This is a genomic window from Flavobacterium amniphilum, assembly GCF_023634845.1.
GTDB classification, from domain to species: domain Bacteria; phylum Bacteroidota; class Bacteroidia; order Flavobacteriales; family Flavobacteriaceae; genus Flavobacterium; species Flavobacterium amniphilum.
The window spans coordinates 60,712-82,846 of sequence record NZ_JAMLJL010000003.1; the positions used below are offsets into that span (position 1 = coordinate 60,712).

The following is a 22,135-nucleotide window of genomic DNA, read 5'->3' on the forward strand; positions in this document are numbered from 1 at the left end:
AATTAACCTCTGTTACTCATTGCAGAAAGCATACCTCCGTAAACATTGTTCAATGTAGCAATGTTAGAAGTCATTGATTGCATTTGTTCTTTTAATTTAGATGCATTTTCAGCAATTTCTTTGTTAGCTTCTGCGTTACGTGCAGCGCTATCCAATTGCAATTTGTACAAGCTGTTCAATGATTCCATTGAAGCCGCAGCTGTAGTCATTTCTTCAGCATATTTCTTTTGTGAAGCAATAGCATCTACTGTTGGAGAAATACTCTTAGCAGCTCCTTCAAAGTTTTTGATACTGTTTCCTAAGCTAGACATTAATTCGCCGTCAATTTTAGCCTCTTTAAGCATAGCGTCTAATTTTTGAGACAATAAACCTTGAGCCTCAGTCGCATCTTCTTTTTTAGCCTTTCTATTAGTAACTTCTCCACCTGCTAATTCCGGATATACCAATGACCAGTCCAAGTCTTTTTCTACTGGTTCAAATGCAGATAAAGCGAAGATTAATGCTTCTGTTACCAATCCAATTGTTAACATCACTGTTCCTGTTAAAAATCCGAATTCAAAGTGAGCGATTTTGAATAATGCTCCAAGGATAACAACTGATGCTCCCATACCGTAAGCGAAATTCATTGCTTTTTTGCTTAAAATTGCCATAATAATAAATTTAGTTAAGTTAATATAAATATTTGTGTTTGGTTTTTTTCTTATTTAGATGCATTTCCTGTTACATCAGTACCCATATAATCCTGGATTGTACGGAAACCAATATAACTTCTTGCTGAATCTGCGTATTCGAAATCACGAGTACTTACTTGTAAGTAGTAAGAAACATCTTTCCAAGAACCACCTCTTGTAACTTTACGCATATTTTTCAAATCAGAAACATTTGGATTCATTGTAGAAACAAATTCATAAGCTGTTGGATCATAAGAAGAGTCAGTCCACTCAGCAACGTTTCCAGCCATATTATACAAACCATAATCATTTGGCTCGTAAGCATCAGCCTCAACAGTATATAAAGCTTGATCAGCAGCATAATCCCCTCTTACCGGCTTGAAGTTAGCCAAGTAACATCCTCTGTCGTTTTTAGCATAAGGACCACCCCATGGGAAAGTTCCAGATTCTAAACCACCACGTGCAGCATATTCCCATTCAGCTTCTGTTGGAAGTCTGTATTGGTTAACAAATTCTTGGTGACGGTCTTTTCTAGCCGCATTGTGATATAAAGTTCTCCAAGCACAAAACGCTTTAGCCTGCTTCCAGCTCACCCCAACTACTGGATATTCGCCATATGCCTGGTGCCAAAAATAATCATTGTGCATTGGCTCATTATAAGAATAAGCAAAGTCTTTAATCCATACTGTTGTATCAGGATAAACTGTTACTTTTTCCTTACGGATAAACTCTTTTCTTTTTCCAGCTTTATTTTTAGCAGCAGCCTGAATATCCATCCAAGAATAACGGAATTCCAAGTTTTCAACTCTTAAAGTTCTCAAACCGTTATAAGCCTCTTCAGCAGGAATATACATAGAATCCATTACCTCAGCATAATATGCATCAGGATACTCTCCAGTCTTCCACTTAAGTTCAACTTTTTTGTTCAACTTTCTACCCGCATAAGGATCATCAGCTGTTCCCATGCTGTAGTAGTTATCATACATATACTTATCGTAAACACTCATGTTAGCAGTGTCCGCATCCATAAATGCATAATCAGCAATACTTCCGCCTTTTGACGATTTTGAATCCGGATCATTTTTCTGACCTAATTCATCGGCAGCAATTGCTAATCTTGTTCTAACAACTGAATCTCTTACCCAGTTCACATACTGTCTGTACTCACTGTTAGTAATTTCAGTCTCGTCCATATAAAACGAACGAACTGTAACTGTTTTTGTAGGCGCATCCTGAACGCTTGCTAAATCATCATCGGATTTACCCATAATGAAAGCACCTCCAGGAATCAAAGTCATACCGAAAGGTTTTTCGGGATGCCAAGCTTTTCCCTTAACACCTACCAGTTGACCATTGTCTTTTGATCCGCAGCTGTATAAAAATGAAACAAAAACTGCTAATAAAATGAACTTCTTCATATAAATTGGGGTTATGTATGTATTCATATAGTTTTAAGGCCGTAAACCTATCTATTTATTTTCTAAAAAACAATTTTTTTATTAAAAAAACCTTAATTTTTTTTATTCCTTGCAAATATATACTATTTAAAGCAAATTTTTCCTTTGTGCTTTCCACCATCTTTCAGGAACATCTCCATTGCAGGCGGATAAATAATCATTGTGCGTGCAGGGGAATAACGTAGCTTTTTTCAATTTATTGTTCTGTCCCGCTATAAATGGAATCTCAATCCACCATCTTTCCGTCTTATTACTCTTATAAAAAATCACTTCATCTTCAAGAGTCACAATATATTTTATATAATTTTCCTTCGTACCAAACGGATATTCGTTTGATCTGTAATGAAAACCTTCTATAAAATACCAAATGATTTGCGCTGCTAAAACAGATTCCGACTGTGTATTGTAATGATTAAAAACTCCAAAAGAACTTGTTTTATCACTTATGCCAGCATACCTGGAAAGGGCGCAAATTTCTTTACCATTAAAACCATTAGGAGCAAATTTAATGAAATTTCCTGAATCAGAAGACTTTACAGACAGCAAATCAATTGACACCAGATCAGCATCACGGAAAACCGGCTCTGCAATGGCAGGATTATTACACACCTCACCTAAACGGTAAGCATCAAAATATAATTTTTCGATCAGATCAATCTCTTCCTGGGAATTGAAATACGTTTGATATCCTATATTACTATAATTAAATAAGTTGTTTGGCTCCTCCACAATCATTTTAGTCAAAAACGATTCGGCATTTGTTGCATTTTCTTTGGCAAAATCAAATTTACTATCCACAGAAACCACATTTACCATTTGCTCTAACTGATCGTAAGCACGGTACATCGCATAGGTTAAATCCTGTGATCCACCGATAACTATCGGCAACACATTATTTTTAATCAGATGAGCCACTGCATTTTTCAACACATAATAGGTATCTTCAACATCGCTTCCTCCTATTATATTACCCAAATCAACAATTTGAGCCGACCAGTTACCCGGAAACAACGAATAAAGCTCTTTACGGATTGGCGTTAAATCAACTGTATCATTGTCGAATTCCAAACCACGGTTTTCCAAAACTCCTATAATGGCAATTCTGGCCGATTCAATTTTAGGAAAATCGGTTTCCGTATGGAATACTATTTTTTTACCCAAAGTTTGCGAAGACAAACCTTGGATAAATTCCATAAACTCTAAATCTAAAGGCTGAAAGAAATCAAATACCATTCTTATTTCTTTTTTGCAGTAGTTTTTTTCGCTGCCGGTTTCTTAGCCGCTGCTTTTTTAGCCGGAGCCTTAGCCTCAATCAATTCTTTTACTTTATCCAAAGTAAGTGCTGTAGCATCAACATCTTTATTTAATTCGATCTTAGTTTTCCCTTTCAGGATTACCGAACGTCCCCAGCGTGCTTTCTCCACACGGATTCCTTCTTCTTCCCAGTTATGGATTACCTTATCAATATCTTTTTGTAATTTATCCTCAATCAACTCTGTAATATCTGAAGCTGATAAATTATCGAAGTTGTATTTTTTGCTTACGTTGATGAAGATACCATTCCATTTGATAAACGGACCGAAACGACCTACTCCTTTTTGGACATCCATACCTTTATATTGTCCGATAGGCGCATCAGCCTGATTCTTCTCATCAATTAATTGTTGTGCTCTTTCTAAAGTTACATCCAGAGGCTCTTCTCCTTTCGGTAATGAAATGAAGACTTTTCCGAAACGGACATACGGTCCGAAACGGCCATTATTCACTTCTACTTCTTCTCCTTTATATATACCTAAATTTTTAGGCAGTAAAAACAGGTTCAAAGCATCTTCCAAAGTAACTGTACTGATATTTTGTTCGGCGCGTAAACTTGCAAATTGTTTATTCTCGTCATCGGCCTCTCCGATTTGTACCATCGGACCGAATTTACCCAGACGGACAGAAACCTGTTTACCCGATTTTGGATCAGTACCTAATATACGTTCGCCGCTTTCTCTTTCGGCATTCTTTTCTACATTTTGAACATTCGGATGGAAATGATTGTAAAAATCGTTCATCATTTTTGCCCATTCGATATTTCCTTCGGCGATTTCGTCAAAATCCTGCTCCACTTTAGCCGTGAAGTTATAATCCAAAATCGTTTCGAAATTCTTAACCAGGAAGTCATTTACAATGATACCAATATCCGTTGGCACCAATTTACCTTTATCAGAACCCACGTTTTCTTTTAAAACCTGCGCTTTGATATCGCCACCTTTTAAAGTGATTTGGTTGTACTGACGCTCCTGACCTTCGAAATTTCCTTTCTCAACATAGTTTCTGTTGATGATGGTAGAGATGGTTGGCGCATACGTAGACGGACGACCGATTCCCAATTCTTCCAATTTCTTCACCAAAGAAGCTTCGGTGTATCTTGCAGCCGCTCTCGAGAAACGCTCGGTTGCGGTGATATAGTTATTTTTTAAAATTTCACTAACTTTTAAAGCCGGCAACATTCCTTCCTCCTGTTCTTCATCATCGTCATTTCCTTCCAGATACACTTTAAGGAATCCTTCGAATTTGATCACCTCACCAGTCGCCGTGAATATTTCGTTATGGTTGTTTGCTTCAATCTTCACATTAGTACGCTCCAATTGCGCGTCACTCATTTGCGAAGCAACAGTACGTTTCCAGATCAGGTCATACAAACGCGCCTGGTCACGGTCCATATCGATCGTGTGGCGCGACATGTCTGTAGGACGGATGGCTTCGTGCGCTTCCTGAGCTCCTTTAGACTTTGTGTTATAGCTTCTTGGTTTGCTGTATTCGGCGCCGTAGTAGCTGGTAATTTCAGCTTGTGCCGCCGACATGGCTTCCTGCGAAAGGTTCACACTGTCTGTTCTCATATACGTAATCAATCCGGCTTCGTACAAACGCTGTGCAATTTGCATCGTGATACCAACCGGTAAATACAATTTACGGGCAGCTTCCTGTTGTAAAGTTGACGTTGTAAAAGGTGCAGCAGGCGATTTTTTAGTTGGTTTTGTTTCCAAATCCCCTACCTTATATATAGAACCAATATTTTGTTGTAAGAATTTTTCGGCTTCTTGTTTAGTAGCGAAGTTTTTAGGCAATTTCGCTTTGAAGGTTTTTCCGGCTTCGTTTGCGAATTCGGCGGTGATGCTGTAAGAAGCTTCTGCTTTAAAGTTTTGGATTTCGCGTTCGCGTTCTACAATTAAACGTACGGAAACCGATTGTACACGTCCTGCAGATAATCCTCCTTTTACCTTCTTCCAAAGTACCGGCGACAATTCGTATCCTACCAAACGGTCTAAGACACGTCGTGCCTGTTGTGCGTTTACCAAATCGTAATTGATTCCGCGTGGGTTTTCAATAGCCTTTTGGATAGCCGACTTTGTGATTTCGTGAAAAACAATACGTTTTGTTTTCTTAGGATCCAGTTTTAATTCTTCCGCCAAGTGCCATGAAATAGCCTCTCCCTCGCGGTCCTCATCGGATGCTAACCAAACCGTTTCGGCATTTTTAGACAAGTCCTTGAGTTTTTTCACCAATGCTTTTTTATCAGGGGAAACTTCGTATTTCGGTTTGAAGTTATTTTCAACATCGACCCCGATTTCCTTAGAAGGTAAATCAGCGATGTGTCCATAACTTGATTCAACCTGGAACTCTTTCCCCAGAAATTTTTCAATAGTTTTTGCCTTTGCAGGCGACTCAACGATCACTAAATTCTTTGCCATTTGCATCTTTATTTCTTCGGCAAAAGTATGGGTTTTTTTTAAATATTGCGGTTTTGCCCGTTTTAAAGTTGGTTTTAGTCGTTAGTTCATAGTCCTTAGTCCTTAGTTTTGAGTACTTTTTAAAGAGTACTTAGTACTTAGCACCAAGTCCTTAGTACTGTTTAAACAGTGCCTAGTAACTAGTAATTAGTGATAAGTGAGGAGTACTTAGTACTTAGCACCGCTTAAAGTATGCTTAGTTCCAATTAAAAAACTATCGGTACCACTTAAAAATCATCGGTACCACTTAAAAACTATCAGTACCACTTAAAAACTATCGGTACCACTTAAAAACTATCAGTACCATTTAAAAACTATCAGTACCACTTAAAAACTATCGGTACCACTTAAAAACTATCAGTACCACTTAAAAACTATCAGTACCACTTAAAAACTATCAGTACCACTTAAAAACTATCGGTACCAATTACAAAATCATCTGTACCAGCTAAAAAGTCATCAGTACCAGTTAAAAAGTCTTCGGTACCAGCTAAAAAGTCATCTGTACCAGTTAAAAAGTCATCTGTACCAGCTAAAAAATCATTGGTACCACCTAAAAAGTCTTTGGCACCACCCAAACAATGACCAGTACCATTAAAAACATCCTTAGTACCAATTAATTAGAACTTTCTACCTATATATAGTATGATTGCAATTGACAATTAGTATTTAATATCATTATAAATAACATTAGGCTTAAGAAATTTTTAATCTCCAATAACACTGGCTATTAAACACTTACCTTTTTTAAGTAAAAAACAGGTTAAGTTTCTTTAAATTTTTGTAGGAATTTTATTGTTATTTATTAATCTCCTCTTTACATTTGAAAAAAAACACACTAAAACTAAAAAACACTATTTATGAGCAGAATCAGGAAAGAAGAGTACACAAGTTTGGGAGACTTTGTGCGAAAAAGCTTTGTGAGGGACCAGGAAATTATCATGACACGGTATCCGAAACTCAATGCGACATTTCTGGCAGAATTTACAGCTAAGTTGGAAGAAGTAAAAACACTGGAAAGCGGATTAGTCTTGACCGAAAAACAAAAAAACGCAACGTTCAGTTTGTATGCAGAAGCCACCGAACTGAACAAGGAGCTTAATTTTTTGAAGAGTTACACAGACAGTGCCGGATTGAATACAGACATTATTATTACACTGAAAAACGATTTGGCCCGCAATAATATTGAAGGAGCCATATTGAAAATCGAAAGTTTACGCCAGTTTGTAATGGCCAACTTAGAAGCTCTTGTTGACGAAGGCATGGTTCCTACATTTGCCGGCACACTGGAAACACACAGAGTAAGTCTGGCTGAGAAAAATGCTGAACAAAATGTATTCATGAACCAAAGAAAAGAATTGACCGAAGCCAATGTTGTACACTACAACGCTTTATATGGTTATATTTCGAAGATAGTTAATGCAGGAAGACTTGTTTTTGAAGACAGCGTCAAGAAAGACGAGTACAGCGTGAGGAGAGTTGTGAGCAGGATGCGTTCGGCTAAGCAACCACAAGCCGCTGAACCAGCTTTAATGTAGAATTAAGAATCCCCCAACCGTATGTTAACTGTTGGGGGATTTTTAATTTATGTTCCTGCGTATTATAAATTATCAAATTCGGAATCCTGACCGATTTCGTCCAATACATCGGCAGTATTAAAACCGACTACACCTTTATATATATAGTATCTGGGAATCAGCATAAATGAAAAGGTAAAAATAAATCCGATCCCGCAGGTAATTATTGCTCCCAAATAAGCCAATAACAGTACAACAAAAGTCGACGCAAAGGTTATCCCCCATTTATTAGTCCCCAGTTTGAATGCCAGCTTTACAATTTCAGTTGTTGACAAGTGCGGATTAAAAGCATAAATCACCACAAAATAACTGAGAGGAATTGATGTATAAATTAAAGGAAGATAACATAATATTGCCGAAAGCAAAGCCACACCAAAAGTAGCAAGCCCAACCCCAACAGTACGTTTTAAATAACGTCCTTCAAAAAAAGTAAAATAATCTGAAGTTCTGAACTCACCACCTTCATCAGCCTTTTTACATCCATGGAAGAAACCCGCCATTAAACCAGTCACAAAAGTGATTATTACAACAAAAAAAAGCAACATAAAAAGGATTGCACCTAAACCGGCAAGCGTAGTAAAACCAGAACCAGTAGCATTAACATCATCAATTGCAACACCAAGCAAAGAAAGAGGCATACCCAGAAGCATCATCAGTAAGAATGAACCTAAAAGATAAAAGAGCATAAACAGTGCCCCTTTGCCCCATATTTTTTTAAATAACTCTAAAGATTCGTTGAAAACAGTACCGAAATCCAATCGGGGATTCGTAGCAATTTTTTGTTCTAAATCGTAAAATTCTTCCATATTTTAATTTTTTACAAGATTAACAAAATATTTAACACCAAGCATCTGACATCTTGTCATAAAATTAAATTTTAGTATTATCTTTGCACGCACATTTTTACGCAGAGGCAACTTTATGGAAAAGGAAATTGATGAAAAAAAGCAAGGCACCAGCCTGGTTTTACAAGAAAAAGAAGGAAATACAAAAAAACTGTTTATTGAAAGTTATGGTTGCGCCATGAACTTTTCGGATAGTGAAATCGTAGCATCTATCTTAACTGAACAAGGTTACAATACCACCCAGAAATTAGAGGAGGCCGATCTTGTATTAGTAAATACCTGTTCGATTCGAGACAAAGCAGAACAGACTGTACGCAAACGTTTGGAGAAATACAACGCTGTAAAGCGCAGTATCAATCCGGGGATGAAAGTAGGTGTTTTGGGATGTATGGCCGAGCGCTTGAAAAGTCAGTTCCTTGAAGAAGAAAAAATTGTTGACATGGTTGTAGGACCTGATGCCTACAAAGACTTACCGAATCTTTTAAAAGAAGTGGATGAAGGCCGTGATGCGATCAATGTAATCTTATCGAAAGATGAAACCTATGGTGACATTGCGCCGGTACGTTTAAATTCAAACGGCATCAATGCCTTTGTATCGATCACCAGAGGATGTGACAATATGTGTACGTTTTGTGTGGTACCTTTTACCCGCGGACGCGAAAGAAGCCGTGAGCCACAATCGATTATTGAAGAAATCAAAGATTTGTGGGACAGAGGTTTCAAGGAAATCTGTTTATTGGGTCAAAACGTTGACAGTTACCTTTGGTATGGCGGCGGATTAAAGAAAGATTTCGAAAAAGCCAGCGAAATGCAAAAAGCCACTGCCGTTGACTTTGCCCAATTATTAGAAATGTGTGCCGTGCAATTCCCTAAAATGCGCTTCAGGTTTTCGACTTCGAACCCGCAGGATATGCACGAAGAAGTATTGCATGTGATTGCGAAACACGAGAATATTTGTAACTACATTCACTTACCTGTACAATCAGGAAGTACCAGAATATTAAAAGAAATGAACCGCCAGCATACCCGTGAGGAGTATATGGAGCTTGTGGATAAAATCAAGCGCATTATTCCGGGCTGTTCGATTTCACAGGATATGATTACCGGTTTCCCTACCGAAACTGAAGAAGACCACAAGGATACTTTAAGTTTGATGGAATATGTGGAATATGACTTTGGTTATATGTTTGCTTATTCTGAAAGACCGGGAACATTGGCTGCACGTAAGATGGAAGATGACGTTGCCGAAGCTGACAAAATGCGCCGTTTACAGGAAGTTGTTGATCTTCAACAAGAATTAAGTGCAAAACGTACAGCACGTTTCCTAGATCAGACTGTGGAAATCTTAATTGAAAAAGAATCCAAGAAATCAGACCAACACTGGTCAGGAAGAAACTCAGAAAATATGGTAACTGTTTTCCCAAAAGAAAATTACAAGCCCGGAGATTTCGTATTGGTTAAAGTAACAGATTGCACTACTGCCACACTAATAGGAGAAGCAGTTGGTTACAGCGCAATGCAGACCAATTAATTTTAAGGACAAACACCTTAAACACGAAACTTTAAACAACTAAAAACAAATGGAAAACGTTCAAGCCATCAAACAACGCTTTGAGATTATCGGTAACGACCCGAAATTAAACCGTGCGATTGAAAAAGCCATTCAGGTCGCACCAACGGATATTTCGGTATTAGTAACCGGTGAAAGTGGTGTAGGTAAAGAAAGTATTCCGAAGATAGTCCATTCTTTATCACACCGCAAACATGGTAAATACATTGCTGTGAATTGTGGAGCCATTCCGGAAGGAACCATCGACAGTGAATTATTTGGACACGAAAAAGGATCATTTACAGGAGCGACCGCTACGCGTGAAGGTTATTTTGAAGTAGCAGACGGCGGAACCATTTTCCTTGATGAAGTGGGCGAATTACCTTTGACTACGCAAGTCCGTTTATTGCGTGTATTGGAAAATGGAGAATTTATCAAAGTAGGTTCGTCACAAGTACAGAAAACCAACGTTAGAATTGTTGCCGCAACCAATGTGAATATGGTGGAAGCGATTGAAAAAGGGAAATTCCGTGAGGATTTATACTATCGTTTAAGCACTGTTGAAATAGGCTTACCACCACTTCGCGACCGTAAGGAAGATATTCATTTACTGTTCAGGAAGTTTGCAGCCGATTTTGCCCATAAATACAAAATGCCACCTATCAAATTAGATGATCAGGCCGTACAATACTTATTAAAATACAGATGGAGCGGAAATATCCGTCAGTTGCGCAATGCTGCTGAGCAGATTTCGGTTTTGGAAACCAACAGAGATATTTCGTTACAAACATTAGTTTCATATTTACCATCGGAAGGAAGCAATCTACCTTCGGTGATCAATAAAAAATCAGAGAGTGACTTTTCTACCGAAAGAGACATTTTATACAAAGTCCTTTTTGACATGAAAAGCGATTTGAACGATTTGAAGAAACTAACTTTGGAACTGATGAAAAACGGTGCCAAAGTACAGGATATCAATCCAAGTCTGATTCAAAAGGTATACGGAACTTCCAAAGAAAACGAAAGTGAAATCCTTTTTGAAGAAGAACCGAGAATATCTGTAATTCCGACTGAAGAAGCCATTGAAGAAGAATATATAGACGAAGACGAAGAAGGCAACTATATTTTTGCCGATACGGTTGAAGAAGTAGATTCACTGCGCCTTGACCAGAAAGAAATTGAACTCATCAAAAAAGCACTTGAACGTAACAAAGGAAAACGTAAAGCGGCGGCTGATGAATTGGGAATTTCCGAAAGAACATTGTACCGAAAAATAAAACAATTCGATTTGTAAATCCCAATTTAATATCTTTGGAATCCCAACATGAAAAAAATATACTACATATTATTAGCACCCATTTTGTTTGTTCTGAACAGTTGTTCGGTTTACAACTTTACAGGAACATCACCTATTGATGCTAAAACGTTTCAGGTTAACTATTTTCAGAATGTATCTGAACTGGTAGAACCGGGAATTGACCGCGATTTCACTTTACGTTTGCAGGATTTAATCCAGAACCAAACTAATTTAAACTTAACAACGACTGACGGCGATTTAGTTTATGAAGGTGAAATTACAGATTACCGTATTTCCCCGATGACTGCCACAGCTGAATTGACGGCTGCACAAAACCGTTTATCGATTACGGTGAATCTCCGTTTTTCGAATAAAAAGAAACCCGAAGAGAATTTCGAAAAAAGATATACTTTCTTTTACGACTATCCAGGTGAAGCACAATTGACAGGAAACCAACTCCGTGTTGCTTTAGACGAAATTTTCCAAAGAATTACCCAGGATATGTTCAACGACACACTTGCTAAATGGTAACAGTATGAATGTATCTGAATTCACTTATTTACTGAATAAACCCGATGCGATTAATCCGGTTCAGATTGTTGACTTGGACAGGATTATTTCCGAATTTCCCTATTTTCAGAGTGCGAGAAGTATATTACTGAAAGGTTTGCATGCACAGGACAGCTTCAAATACAACCAGTATCTGAAAATGACTGCTGCACATACAAACGACCGTACGGTTTTATTTGACTTCGTCACATCTGAACATTTCACAGGAGTTCAGAAAGCGGCTTTCGAAACCAAAGAAACAGAAGTCCAGAACATTGAAATCGTTGAAACGGAAGAAGCTGCTGAAGTTGAAATAACTGAAGTTGAAATTCCGGCAGTGAATCATCAGGAATTGATTACAGAGAATACTCTTGAAAAATCAATCCTGTCCTCAATAAAAGAAGCTACACAGGATTTGGCTCCGGCAATTGAAACCGTTGAAGAAATAACCACCGAATATGTTCAGGAAGAAATTGAACCAACAATTGAACCAACAATTGAACCAACAATTGAACCCGTAATTGAAGAAGAAAAAGAGACTGAAAAGCCTATAAATTTTAATGCTGGCGAAACCCATTCATTTCAGGAGTGGCTGCAATTGTCAAAATTAAAACCAATTGACAGGACAAATGAAAATCCGGAGTACAAAACAGAAAACAAAACCCTGGAAGCCAAACTGGAATTAATCGATAAATTTATCGAAAGTAATCCTAAAATTTCTCCTCCGAAAGAAGATATTAATCCACCGCTCTACACACAGAAAAACGAGGATACATCTTACTTAATGACAGAGACTTTAGCAAAAGTTTACCTTGAACAGCGAAAATATAGCAAAGCAATACAAGCATATGAGATATTAATTTTGAAATATCCAGAAAAAAGTAGTTTATTTGCAAACCGAATTTTAGAAATAAAAGAATTACAACAAAATAACAATAAGTAATAATGGATACATTTTCAATTTTTTTAGTTTTAATCACTATAGTTTGTTTTTTACTAATCGTAGTAGTTATGGTACAAAATCCTAAAGGAGGAGGTTTATCTTCAACTTTTGGAAGTTCACAAATGATGGGTGGAGTTCAAAAAACAACTGACTTCTTAGACAAAAGTACTTGGTATTTAGCCGGAAGTTTAATCGTTTTGATTTTATTATCAAGCTTAAGTTTCACAGGAAGCAATAGTGATACAGGTTCTAAAGTTATTGATGACGCTGCTACTGCTGCTCCTATCCAGACTGCTCCTCAAACTGCACCTGCAACAGACGGTAAAACAGCTGCTCCTGCAACCGGAACTGAAACTCCGGCTACTGAAGAAGCTAAAAAATAATTTCGGTATAACGAAAACTTAAAATGCCAGCCTGTCAGTGCTGGCATTTTTATTTAGTAAATTTGTCAGTTTTAAAGCCTTGGCACAATTTCTGAAATCAGCATAGCGATTTTACAATTAAAAACAATTCTAATAACATAAATACATATAATTATGGCATTAAACATCAGACCACTTTCAGACCGCGTTATCGTGGAACCGGCTGCCGCTGAAACACAAACAGCTTCCGGTATCATTATTCCTGACACCGCAAAAGAAAAACCCCAAAAAGGAACCGTGGTAGCTATTGGAACTGGTAAAAAAGACCAACCCCTGACTGTTCAGGTTGGTGACACTGTTCTTTATGGAAAATATGCTGGAACCGATTTAAAATTTGAAGGTAAAGATTATCTAATCATGCGCGAAGAAGACATTCTTGCGATTATTTAAGCATGATAATCTGAAAACTTTAAACTTTTTAAACTTTAAAAATTAAAACAACAATATGGCAAAAGATATAAAATTTGATATTGAAGCACGCGACGGATTAAAACGCGGTGTTGACGCATTAGCCAATGCAGTAAAGGTAACTTTAGGTCCAAAAGGGCGTAACGTGATTATTTCAAAATCTTTCGGAGCACCAACTGTAACTAAAGACGGTGTTTCAGTAGCAAAAGAAGTTGAATTGAAAGACGCTCTTGAAAATATGGGAGCTCAAATGGTTAAGGAAGTTGCTTCCAAAACCAATGATTTAGCCGGAGACGGTACGACAACTGCAACTGTTTTAGCTCAGGCAATCGTTAAAGAAGGTTTGAAAAACGTAGCGGCAGGTGCTAATCCGATGGATTTAAAAAGAGGTATCGACAAAGCTGTTGAAGCAATTGTTACCGACTTAGGAAAACAAGCTAAGGAAGTTGGTTCTTCTTCTGAAAAAATCAAACAAGTAGCTTCTATTTCTGCCAATAACGATGACACCATAGGTGAATTAATCGCACAGGCATTTGACAAAGTTGGAAAAGAAGGAGTTATCACTGTTGAAGAAGCTAAAGGTACCGATACTTATGTTGATGTAGTGGAAGGAATGCAATTTGACAGAGGTTATTTATCGCCGTACTTTGTGACCAACACCGAAAAAATGGAAGTGGAACTGGAAAGACCTTACATTTTATTATACGATAAGAAAGTATCTTCATTAAAAGAATTATTACCAATCCTTGAGCCAGTAGCACAATCTACAAAACCATTATTGATCATTGCTGAAGATGTAGACGGTGAAGCATTATCGACTTTGGTAGTGAATAAATTACGTGGAGCATTAAAAATTGCTGCTGTAAAAGCGCCAGGTTTTGGTGACAGAAGAAAAGCAATGTTGGAAGATATCGCGATCTTAACCGGTGGTATCGTAATTTCTGAAGAAAGTGGTTATACTTTGGAAAATGCAACTTTAGACATGTTGGGTACTTCTGAAAAAGTAACAATCGACAAAGACAATACAACCATTGTGAACGGTGCTGGTGAAGCGGAATTGATCAAAAACCGTGTTAATCAAATCAAAGCACAAATGGAATCAACAACTTCTGATTACGACAGGGAAAAACTACAGGAACGTTTGGCTAAATTAGCCGGGGGTGTGGCTGTATTATACGTAGGAGCTGCTTCTGAAGTTGAAATGAAAGAGAAAAAAGACCGTGTGGATGATGCTTTACATGCTACACGTGCGGCTGTTGAAGAAGGAATTGTTGCCGGTGGTGGTGTTGCTTTATTAAGAGCTAAAACTGTTTTGGCAGAAATCAAAACCAACAATGCAGATGAAGCAACAGGAATTCAGATTGTTGCCCGCGCCATTGAAGCTCCATTAAGAACAATTGTTGAAAATGCCGGATTGGAAGGTTCAGTGATTGTGGCAAAAGTAGCAGAAGGTAAAGACAACTTCGGATATAATGCAAAAACTGATGAATATGTAGATATGTTGGCAGCAGGTATTATCGATCCTAAAAAAGTAACCCGTGTAGCATTGGAAAATGCTGCCTCGGTTTCAGGTATGATTTTAACTACTGAATGTGCGTTAATCGACATTAAAGAAGAAACTGCCGGAGGCGGAATGCCAATGGGAGGCGGAATGCCGGGAATGATGTAATCTTTCTTTAAAACCAATAAAAAAACCCCGAATAACATATTTCGGGGTTTTCTTTTTTATTCTGCCTTTTGATACCAATCAAAATTGGTAATATAAGACAATCGTACCGTTGGATTACTTTCCTGAAAAGTATTCGGGTAATTCCAGATATTCTGATGGATATAAGACAACTGCAACTGATGATGCTTATTGATATTATATCCAACTCCTCCGATTATTCTATTTTGATTCAGAAAGGTTTTCCCGGCATTTGAGCCCAAATTCATGAAAACTTCATCTCCGAAAAACGCAAACAACTTTGTAGCCTCTTCTTTCTTCGTTATGGGATGGTTCAACAAAAACATATAACGAAAACGGTTACGGTATTCATAATGATCAATTTCAAATTCTTCAGTAACAGGATCTTTGACCGCTACGTCAACATAACGCAATTCATCACGTAAACGGTGGGTAAATTTAAAATCGCCCGAGTTGTGTACAAAAGTTCCCTGAAACCACAAATGATCTTCCGGAATGCTTATTTTATTCATTGCCGGATTTCCGTACGAATATGTATTATAATGACTATAGCCAATACTTCCCGTAAACCACTTTGCAAATTGGTAATCAACAGAAGGACGCACAAACCATTGTTGCTTTTCATCAAATCCATTAGCAAACCGCAATGTTCCTTCAAAAGTGAAGGATAATTTTTTAGTCAACATATTTTTTCCAACATAATGAAACCAAATATCATTATTGCTGTTTTTGGTTTGTGCCTGAATATCCAACACAAATCCGAAAGCCAAGAACCCAATCAGGATTAACGGTTTAATAGAATTAAACTTTAACATATTCTGTTTTTTTTAAGCCAATAGTAAAATGGAACCAATAAAAATCCCTCCATTTCACACTTAATACCAAGAAGTTTGTAAAGATAACGGCTTTATCAGTTTTAGCCAAATGTTAGCTCATTTCAATAGAGTCAAATAAAAAAGCCATCATACCGGAGTACAATGGCTTTAATTTTAAAAATAACTAACTGTAACTAATTCCATCCACCACCTAAAGCTCTGTAAATATTCACCATAGCATTCAACTGCTGCATTTTAGTATCAACCAAATCAAATTTGGACTCCAATGCATCTCGTTGTGTAAGCAATACTTCCATATAATCAGCTCTTGCCGAACGGAACAGTTCATTCGAAATAGAAACCGAATTGGTAAGTGCTTCAACCTGTTTGGTTCTTAACGAATAGCTTTTCTCCAGATTGCTGATTTTGGAAACCTGATTTGCTACTTCTATATAACTGTTCAAAATGGTTTGCTCGTATTTGTAAACTGCTTGGATTTGCTTCGCATTTGCCGTATTATAACTTGCTTTAATGGCATTTCTGTTAATTAACGGCGCCATCAAATCACCTGCAATAGAATACAACAACGATTCCGGTTTAAAAAGATAACCTGGATCGAAAGCTCTGTATCCAATCCCTGCCGAAATTCCTAATGAAGGATAAAAACGGGCTTTAGCCGATTTTACATCCAATTTAGAGGCAGCCAACTCAAATTCAGCCTGTCTTATATCCGGTCTGTTACTTAAAAGTTGAGACGGGATACCGGCAGACACGACATTAGGCACCATATCATTGAATGTTCCTGTACTTCTGTCCACATGCTGTGGATAACGTCCAACCAGAAAATTAATGCGGTTCTCTGTTTCTACAATCTTTTGCAGTACTTCAAACTGAAGGCTTTTCGTTTTGAATACTTCAGCTTCAAATTTTTTGACTGCCAATTCGGTAACACGTGCAGCATCCTTCTGGATTTTAACAATTTCCAATGCGTTGCTTTGAATCTCAATATTCTGGTTTATAATCTCCAATTGATTATCCAAAGCTAATAACTCGTAATAGGAATTGGCAATTTCTGCTACCAAGTTCGTAACCATGAAGTTTTTACCTTCAACTGAGGAAAGATAACGGTTAACTGCAGCTTTCTTACCATTTCGCAGTTTCTTCCAGATATCAATTTCCCAATTGGCATACACTCCAAGTTTGAAATCTTTTAACGGCTCCGGCATTTCCTTACCCGGTTTGATTTCGGTGGTCGCTTCCATGGCACCAATGTTTGTAAAACGGGCCACTTTATCTACTGAAGCACCCGCTCCAACTCCAACAAACGGGAGGTATTCTCCATTTCTCGCCTTGATTTCGCTTTTGGAAATTTCAATTTCCTGCATCGTAATATTCAGCTCCTGGTTGTTTTTCAGGGCGGTTTCAATCAGCGATTGCAAATAAGCATCTTTAAAATAGGTTTTCCATGAAATGACTCCCGAATTCAAAGTGTCTTTGGTGGCTCCGGCAAACATTTCCGGAACCGTTTTATCCTCTGTTTTTTCTACAGAAGAAGTGGCCTTACAACCAACAACTCCTAAAGACAAAACTGCAATAGCAATAAATCCGTAAACTTGGTTTTTATTTAGCTTCTTCATTCTCTTTATTTTTTTGATTTTTTACGGCAAACCCATCAATAATATGAACAAATTCATCTGATAATGAGCTTTCATCTTCGTCTTTAATTAATTTTCTGCCATCTGCCAATGAACCAAAAATGTAGTATAATCCCGGAACAATAACCACTCCGAAAATAGTTCCGAAAAGCATCCCTCCCAAGGCTGCCGCACCAATTGTCTTGTTCCCGATAGCTCCTGCACCTGTAGCAATAATCAACGGAATTAATCCGGCGATAAAAGCAAAAGAAGTCATCAAAATTGGACGGAAACGCACTTTGGCACCTTCAATGGCAGCATCCAGAATAGTAAAACCTTCGTTCCGTTTCTGTATGGCAAATTCCACGATCAGTACGGCATTTTTACCGAGTAACCCGACGAGCATGATTAATCCGATTTGAGCATAAATATTGTTTTCAAGTCCCATCGCCTGAAGCAAAAAGAATGAACCGAAAATACCCACAGGAAGTGATAAAATCACCGATAACGGAATAATGAAACTTTCATATTGAGCTGCCAAGACGAAATACACAAACAATAATACAATTGCAAAAATGTAAATCGACTCATTCCCTTTCCCGGCTTCATCATATGAAAGTCCTTCCCAGGCAATATCGTAGCCTTTTGGTAACGAAACCTCGGCAACTTCCTTGATCGCTTTAATAGCATCAGCTGTTGTGTAACCACTTGCTGGTAATCCCTGAATAGCTGAGGAATTATACATATTATAGCGTGTGATTTCATTTGGCCCTTGACCTTTTTTAAGCGTCATGAATGCCGAATAAGGCACCATTTCACCTTTATCATTTTTCACGTAGAGATTTAGGATATCGGTTGGTAATCTTCTGTATTTTGGATCCGATTGCACATACACTTTGAAGAAACGTCCAAATTTAATAAATCCTTGTTCGTAAGTACTACCAATCAAAATATTCAGATTTTCCATTGCTTTACCAATGGACACTCCTTTTTGCATTGCTAATTCATTATTGATTTCCAGTTCGTACTGTGGATAATTAGCCGCAAAGAAGGTAAACAATCCTGTCAATTCTTTGCGCTTGCCAAGATCCTCCATGAATTTTTTGTTCACTTTATCAAAATCCTGATAATCCGTTGTGGTATTTTTATCCAACAAACGCATTGAGAAACCTCCTGACGCTCCGAATCCCGGAATTGCCGGTGGCTCGAAATATTCGACAATAGCTCCCAAACCTTTCGACTTTTCTTCCAACTCCTCCATGATTTCCTTCACTGTATGTTCACGCTCATCCCATGGCTTTAAGTTAATCAGACAGGTACCGGCATTCGATCCACGTCCTTCCGTCATGATTTCATAACCAGCCAAAGAAGAAACCGATTCGACACCATCAACCTTTTCACAAATTTTCTGAAGTTTCTGTGAAACATGATTGGTTGTTTCCAAAGTAGAGCCCGGAGGCGTCTGAATAATCGCATAAATCGTACCTTGATCTTCAATAGGAATAAATCCGGAAGGAAGAATTTGGTTTTCAATAAATATTCCTGCACAGAAAACTGCCAGAATACCAAACGTAAGTACCCTTCGGTTTACAATACCTTTCAGTAAAGCCACATACTTCCCGGTAAGCTTGTCAAACATTTGGTTAAAGCGGTCCAAAGCTTTGGTCAGTATATTCTGTTTTTTCGGATGACCGTGATGGTTTTTCAACATCATGGCACACAATACAGGTGTTAAAGTAAGCGCGATAAGCGCAGAAATCACAATGGAACTCGCCATAGTAATCGAGAACTGACGGTAGAAAGTCCCTACCGGTCCAGACATAAATGAAATTGGCAGGAACACAGATACCATAACCGCAGTAATTGCAATAACGGCACCGGCGATTTCACCCAATACTTTTTTAACCGCCTGATAAGGCGTAATATTGGGGAATTCTTCAAATTTGGCATGCACTGCCTCGACGACGACTATCGCATCATCGACCACAATACCAATTGCCAATACAAGTGCAAATAGTGTTACCAGATTAATGGAAAGGCCAAAGAACTGAATCACAAAGAAGGCACCAATCAACGAAACCGGAACGGCTAAAATTGGAATTAACGTCGATCGCCAGTCTCCTAAAAAGACAAACACCACAAGTGCCACCAAGATAAATGCATCACGTAAAGTATCAATAACCTGCTCAATCGAAGCATCAAGGAATTGTGAAACGTCATAACTGATTTTATAATCCATTCCCGGAGGAAAGGATTCTTTCATTTCTTCCAGTTTATCTTTAATTTCTTTAATAACCTCGCTGGCATTACTTCCGTAGTTTTGCTTCAATACGATCGCCGCCGAAGGATGACCGTCCAAATTCGAATAAATATCAAAGAATTCACTTCCTAATTCTACTTTACCGATATCTTTCAAATGAATACTCTCACCGTCTGAATTAGCACGGATAATCACATTTTCATATTCCTTTGGCTCGCTGTAACGTCCTTTATAAGTCAGTACATATTCTAAAGACTGAGCAGCAATCCCCGAACTTTGTCCGATACGCCCCGGACGTCCGATGATACTCTGCTCACCGAGCGCATCCATTACTTCTTCAACAGAAATATTATAGGCACGCATTCGCTCAGGGTTTAGCCATACACGCATTGCATACGTTCTACTTCCCAAAATTTGGGAACGGGCCACACCTTTTAGACGGTTAATTTCAGGAATCATTTTTACACTCGCATAATTGTACAGGAATTTTTCATCCATTCCTTTATCTTTCGAGTAAAGATTCACGTACATCAACATACTGGGTTGGATAGGCGTAATTACAACACCCTCACGTTGAACCAATTCAGGCAGTAATGGCATAACCTGGTCTACCCTTGTTTTTACACGCACAACGGCCTGATTGGGATCGGTTCCCGGTTCAAAAATAATACGCAAGGTAGCTTCACCGGCACTCGTAGCATCGGTAGCAATATAACGCATCCCTTCCACCCCGTTAATGGAATTTTCCAAAGTAATCAGGGTTGACTTCACCAATACATCGGCACTGGCTCCCGGGTAAGCAATAAAAATATTTACTGTGGTAGGCGCGATCTGAGGGAACTGTGAAATAGGCATCTGTTTGATGGCCAAGGTTCCCACAAAAAGTATCATGATTGAAATTACAATCGCAAATACGGGTCTGTGTATGAATTTGCTAAACATTTTCTCTTTCTATATTAAATTATTCAGCATACAATTCTAAATGGGAAAGCACATGTGATGCATCCTCCATTTTATACTCGATTTTTTCGTTTTCTTTTACCATGCGTAAACCTTCCAGAAGGATTTTATCACCTTCAGACAAACCACTTGCAACAGCAAAAACGTGTGGTAATTCAGCCGCAATTGTAATTGCTCTTGATTTTACCTCGTTGTTTTTATCGATTACATAAACATATTTTTTCTCAAGTACTTCGAAAGTAGCTTTCTGTGGAATCAGCAAAGCATTTTTCAACGGAATAGTTGTTTGAACATTTCCGGTTTCTCCATGACGCAATAAACCTTTTGGATTAGGGAAAGTAGCTCTGAAAGCGATGTTTCCCGTTTCATTATTGAAGTCGGCTTCGATGGTTTCAACGATTCCGGTGTAACCGAAAGTTTCGTTATTGGCCATTACCAGATTCACCTTAGCTTTACTGCTGCTTGCTTTCGATTTATAGTCTAAATATTCTGATTCAGGAACGTTGAAGTACACCCACATTTTACTGTTATCGGATAAATTGGTCAACAAATCACCTTCTTCCAGCAAACTTCCCAAACGCACATGGAATTTATCTACGATACCATCAAACGGAGCTCTGATTTCAGTAAACTGCAAGTGCACTTTCATCAATGCCAATTCAGCTGTGGCCTTGTCCAATTTAGCTTTAGCCATCGCCAATTCATTGGGCGAAACAACATTTTTATCTGCCAATTTTTTGGTATTCTGATATTCGATTTTAACAAAATTAGCTTCAGCCTGAGCCTTTTGTACTTCAGCTTGGTACAAATTAGGCATGATCTGAAATAACAACTGGCCTTTACGTACAAACTGTCCTTCGTCAACAAATATCTTTTGCAGGTAACCTCTTTCCTGAGCTCTTAATTCAATATGATTTGAAGCATGTATCTGACAAACATAATCTTTAGTAATAATGGTGTCTTTTTTAATTGGTGTAGTAACTAAAAAATGTGTTTTCTCTTCTTTTTCTTCTTTTTTGGAGTCGCAACTTATGTGTAGCAATAGTGTTAACACACCAGCCAGCAACAAAACTTTTTTTGCCATAACTAGGTAACAATAAATAGATTAAAATATTTTTGGATAAATGATTGCAACCTATTTTACATTTTGCAAAACGGTTACAGGTATGGCTTGGAATAACAGAATATTATTCCTTCGGGGAACAAAACAAGTTGTTAGGACAGAGTAAGCATTTCAAAACACACAACACGTACGAATACAGTAATATTTAAAAAACATGTATTC

General features: G+C 37.9%; 18 protein-coding genes. 8 read left to right on the forward strand and 10 right to left on the reverse strand.

Annotated elements, in window-relative coordinates; translation table 11 throughout:
• Positions 1-2: 2 nt before the first annotated feature.
• The 5 genes from porL to NAT51_RS03975 form a co-directional block, all read right to left on the reverse strand.
• Complete coding sequence (porL, locus tag NAT51_RS03955; RefSeq protein ID WP_250595565.1) at positions 3-650, reverse strand: type IX secretion system motor protein PorL/GldL; 648 nt, start codon at positions 648-650, stop codon at positions 3-5.
• A 50-nt stretch (positions 651-700) separates the two neighbouring features.
• Positions 701-2,089, reverse strand: coding sequence for a T9SS ring complex lipoprotein PorK/GldK (gene porK / locus NAT51_RS03960; RefSeq protein WP_250595566.1), 1,389 nt, complete (start codon positions 2,087-2,089; stop codon positions 701-703).
• Positions 2,090-2,215: 126 nt separating this feature from the next.
• On the reverse strand, positions 2,216-3,361 hold the full coding sequence (locus NAT51_RS03965; RefSeq protein WP_250595568.1) for a formimidoylglutamase: 1,146 nt from the start codon (positions 3,359-3,361) through the stop codon (positions 2,216-2,218).
• A gap of 2 nt (positions 3,362-3,363) precedes the next feature.
• Positions 3,364-5,865: a type I DNA topoisomerase gene (gene topA / locus NAT51_RS03970; protein WP_250595570.1), complete on the reverse strand. Its 2,502-nt coding sequence runs from the start codon at positions 5,863-5,865 to the stop codon at positions 3,364-3,366.
• 446 nt (positions 5,866-6,311) lie between these two features.
• Positions 6,312-6,482: a hypothetical protein gene (locus NAT51_RS03975; RefSeq protein ID WP_250595572.1), complete on the reverse strand. Its 171-nt coding sequence runs from the start codon at positions 6,480-6,482 to the stop codon at positions 6,312-6,314.
• 282 nt (positions 6,483-6,764) lie between these two features.
• Between NAT51_RS03975 and NAT51_RS03980 the strand changes: the two genes are divergently transcribed.
• Positions 6,765-7,442, forward strand: a complete 678-nt coding sequence (locus NAT51_RS03980) for a hypothetical protein (RefSeq protein ID WP_250595574.1) — start codon at positions 6,765-6,767, stop codon at positions 7,440-7,442.
• A gap of 62 nt (positions 7,443-7,504) precedes the next feature.
• Here NAT51_RS03980 and NAT51_RS03985 read toward each other — a convergent pair whose 3' ends face one another.
• Positions 7,505-8,287 (reverse strand): hypothetical protein, encoded by a 783-nt coding sequence (locus NAT51_RS03985; protein ID WP_250595576.1) that lies wholly within the window; start codon positions 8,285-8,287, stop codon positions 7,505-7,507.
• Positions 8,288-8,402: 115 nt separating this feature from the next.
• Here NAT51_RS03985 and miaB point away from each other — a divergent pair, with 115 nt between their 5' ends.
• The 7 genes from miaB (at position 8,403) to groL (ending at position 15,163) form a co-directional block, all read left to right on the forward strand.
• A complete protein-coding gene (gene miaB, locus NAT51_RS03990; protein WP_250595578.1) occupies positions 8,403-9,857 on the forward strand; it encodes a tRNA (N6-isopentenyl adenosine(37)-C2)-methylthiotransferase MiaB in 1,455 nt (484 codons plus the stop codon).
• Between the two features lie 49 nt (positions 9,858-9,906).
• The gene (locus tag NAT51_RS03995; RefSeq protein WP_250595580.1) at positions 9,907-11,169 is read left to right on the forward strand and encodes a sigma-54 interaction domain-containing protein; all 1,263 of its coding nucleotides are present in this window, start codon (positions 9,907-9,909) and stop codon (positions 11,167-11,169) included.
• 30 nt (positions 11,170-11,199) lie between these two features.
• Positions 11,200-11,703, forward strand: coding sequence for an LptE family protein (locus tag NAT51_RS04000; RefSeq protein ID WP_250595582.1), 504 nt, complete (start codon positions 11,200-11,202; stop codon positions 11,701-11,703).
• A 4-nt stretch (positions 11,704-11,707) separates the two neighbouring features.
• Positions 11,708-12,664, forward strand: coding sequence for a tetratricopeptide repeat protein (locus tag NAT51_RS04005; RefSeq protein ID WP_250595584.1), 957 nt, complete (start codon positions 11,708-11,710; stop codon positions 12,662-12,664).
• 2 nt (positions 12,665-12,666) lie between these two features.
• Positions 12,667-13,047 (forward strand): preprotein translocase subunit SecG, encoded by a 381-nt coding sequence (gene secG / locus NAT51_RS04010; protein ID WP_250595586.1) that lies wholly within the window; start codon positions 12,667-12,669, stop codon positions 13,045-13,047.
• A gap of 153 nt (positions 13,048-13,200) precedes the next feature.
• The gene (locus NAT51_RS04015) at positions 13,201-13,476 is read left to right on the forward strand and encodes a co-chaperone GroES (protein WP_250595588.1); all 276 of its coding nucleotides are present in this window, start codon (positions 13,201-13,203) and stop codon (positions 13,474-13,476) included.
• Between the two features lie 55 nt (positions 13,477-13,531).
• Entirely contained in the window at positions 13,532-15,163 is a 1,632-nt protein-coding gene (gene groL, locus NAT51_RS04020; RefSeq protein WP_250595590.1) for a chaperonin GroEL, read from the forward strand.
• Between the two features lie 56 nt (positions 15,164-15,219).
• On the opposite strand, the gene NAT51_RS04025 is transcribed toward groL, so the two are convergent.
• The 4 genes from NAT51_RS04025 to NAT51_RS04040 all read right to left on the reverse strand — a co-directional run bounded on the left by NAT51_RS04025 (position 15,220) and on the right by NAT51_RS04040 (position 21,934).
• Positions 15,220-15,996, reverse strand: a complete 777-nt coding sequence (locus NAT51_RS04025; RefSeq protein WP_250595592.1) for a DUF2490 domain-containing protein — start codon at positions 15,994-15,996, stop codon at positions 15,220-15,222.
• A gap of 194 nt (positions 15,997-16,190) precedes the next feature.
• Positions 16,191-17,633, reverse strand: coding sequence for a TolC family protein (locus NAT51_RS04030; protein WP_250595594.1), 1,443 nt, complete (start codon positions 17,631-17,633; stop codon positions 16,191-16,193).
• Positions 17,617-20,832, reverse strand: coding sequence for an efflux RND transporter permease subunit (locus NAT51_RS04035; protein ID WP_250595596.1), 3,216 nt, complete (start codon positions 20,830-20,832; stop codon positions 17,617-17,619). The genes NAT51_RS04030 and NAT51_RS04035 overlap by 17 nt, the downstream gene beginning before the upstream one ends.
• A gap of 19 nt (positions 20,833-20,851) precedes the next feature.
• A complete protein-coding gene (locus NAT51_RS04040; RefSeq protein WP_250595598.1) occupies positions 20,852-21,934 on the reverse strand; it encodes an efflux RND transporter periplasmic adaptor subunit in 1,083 nt (360 codons plus the stop codon).
• Positions 21,935-22,135: the final 201 nt, after the last annotated feature.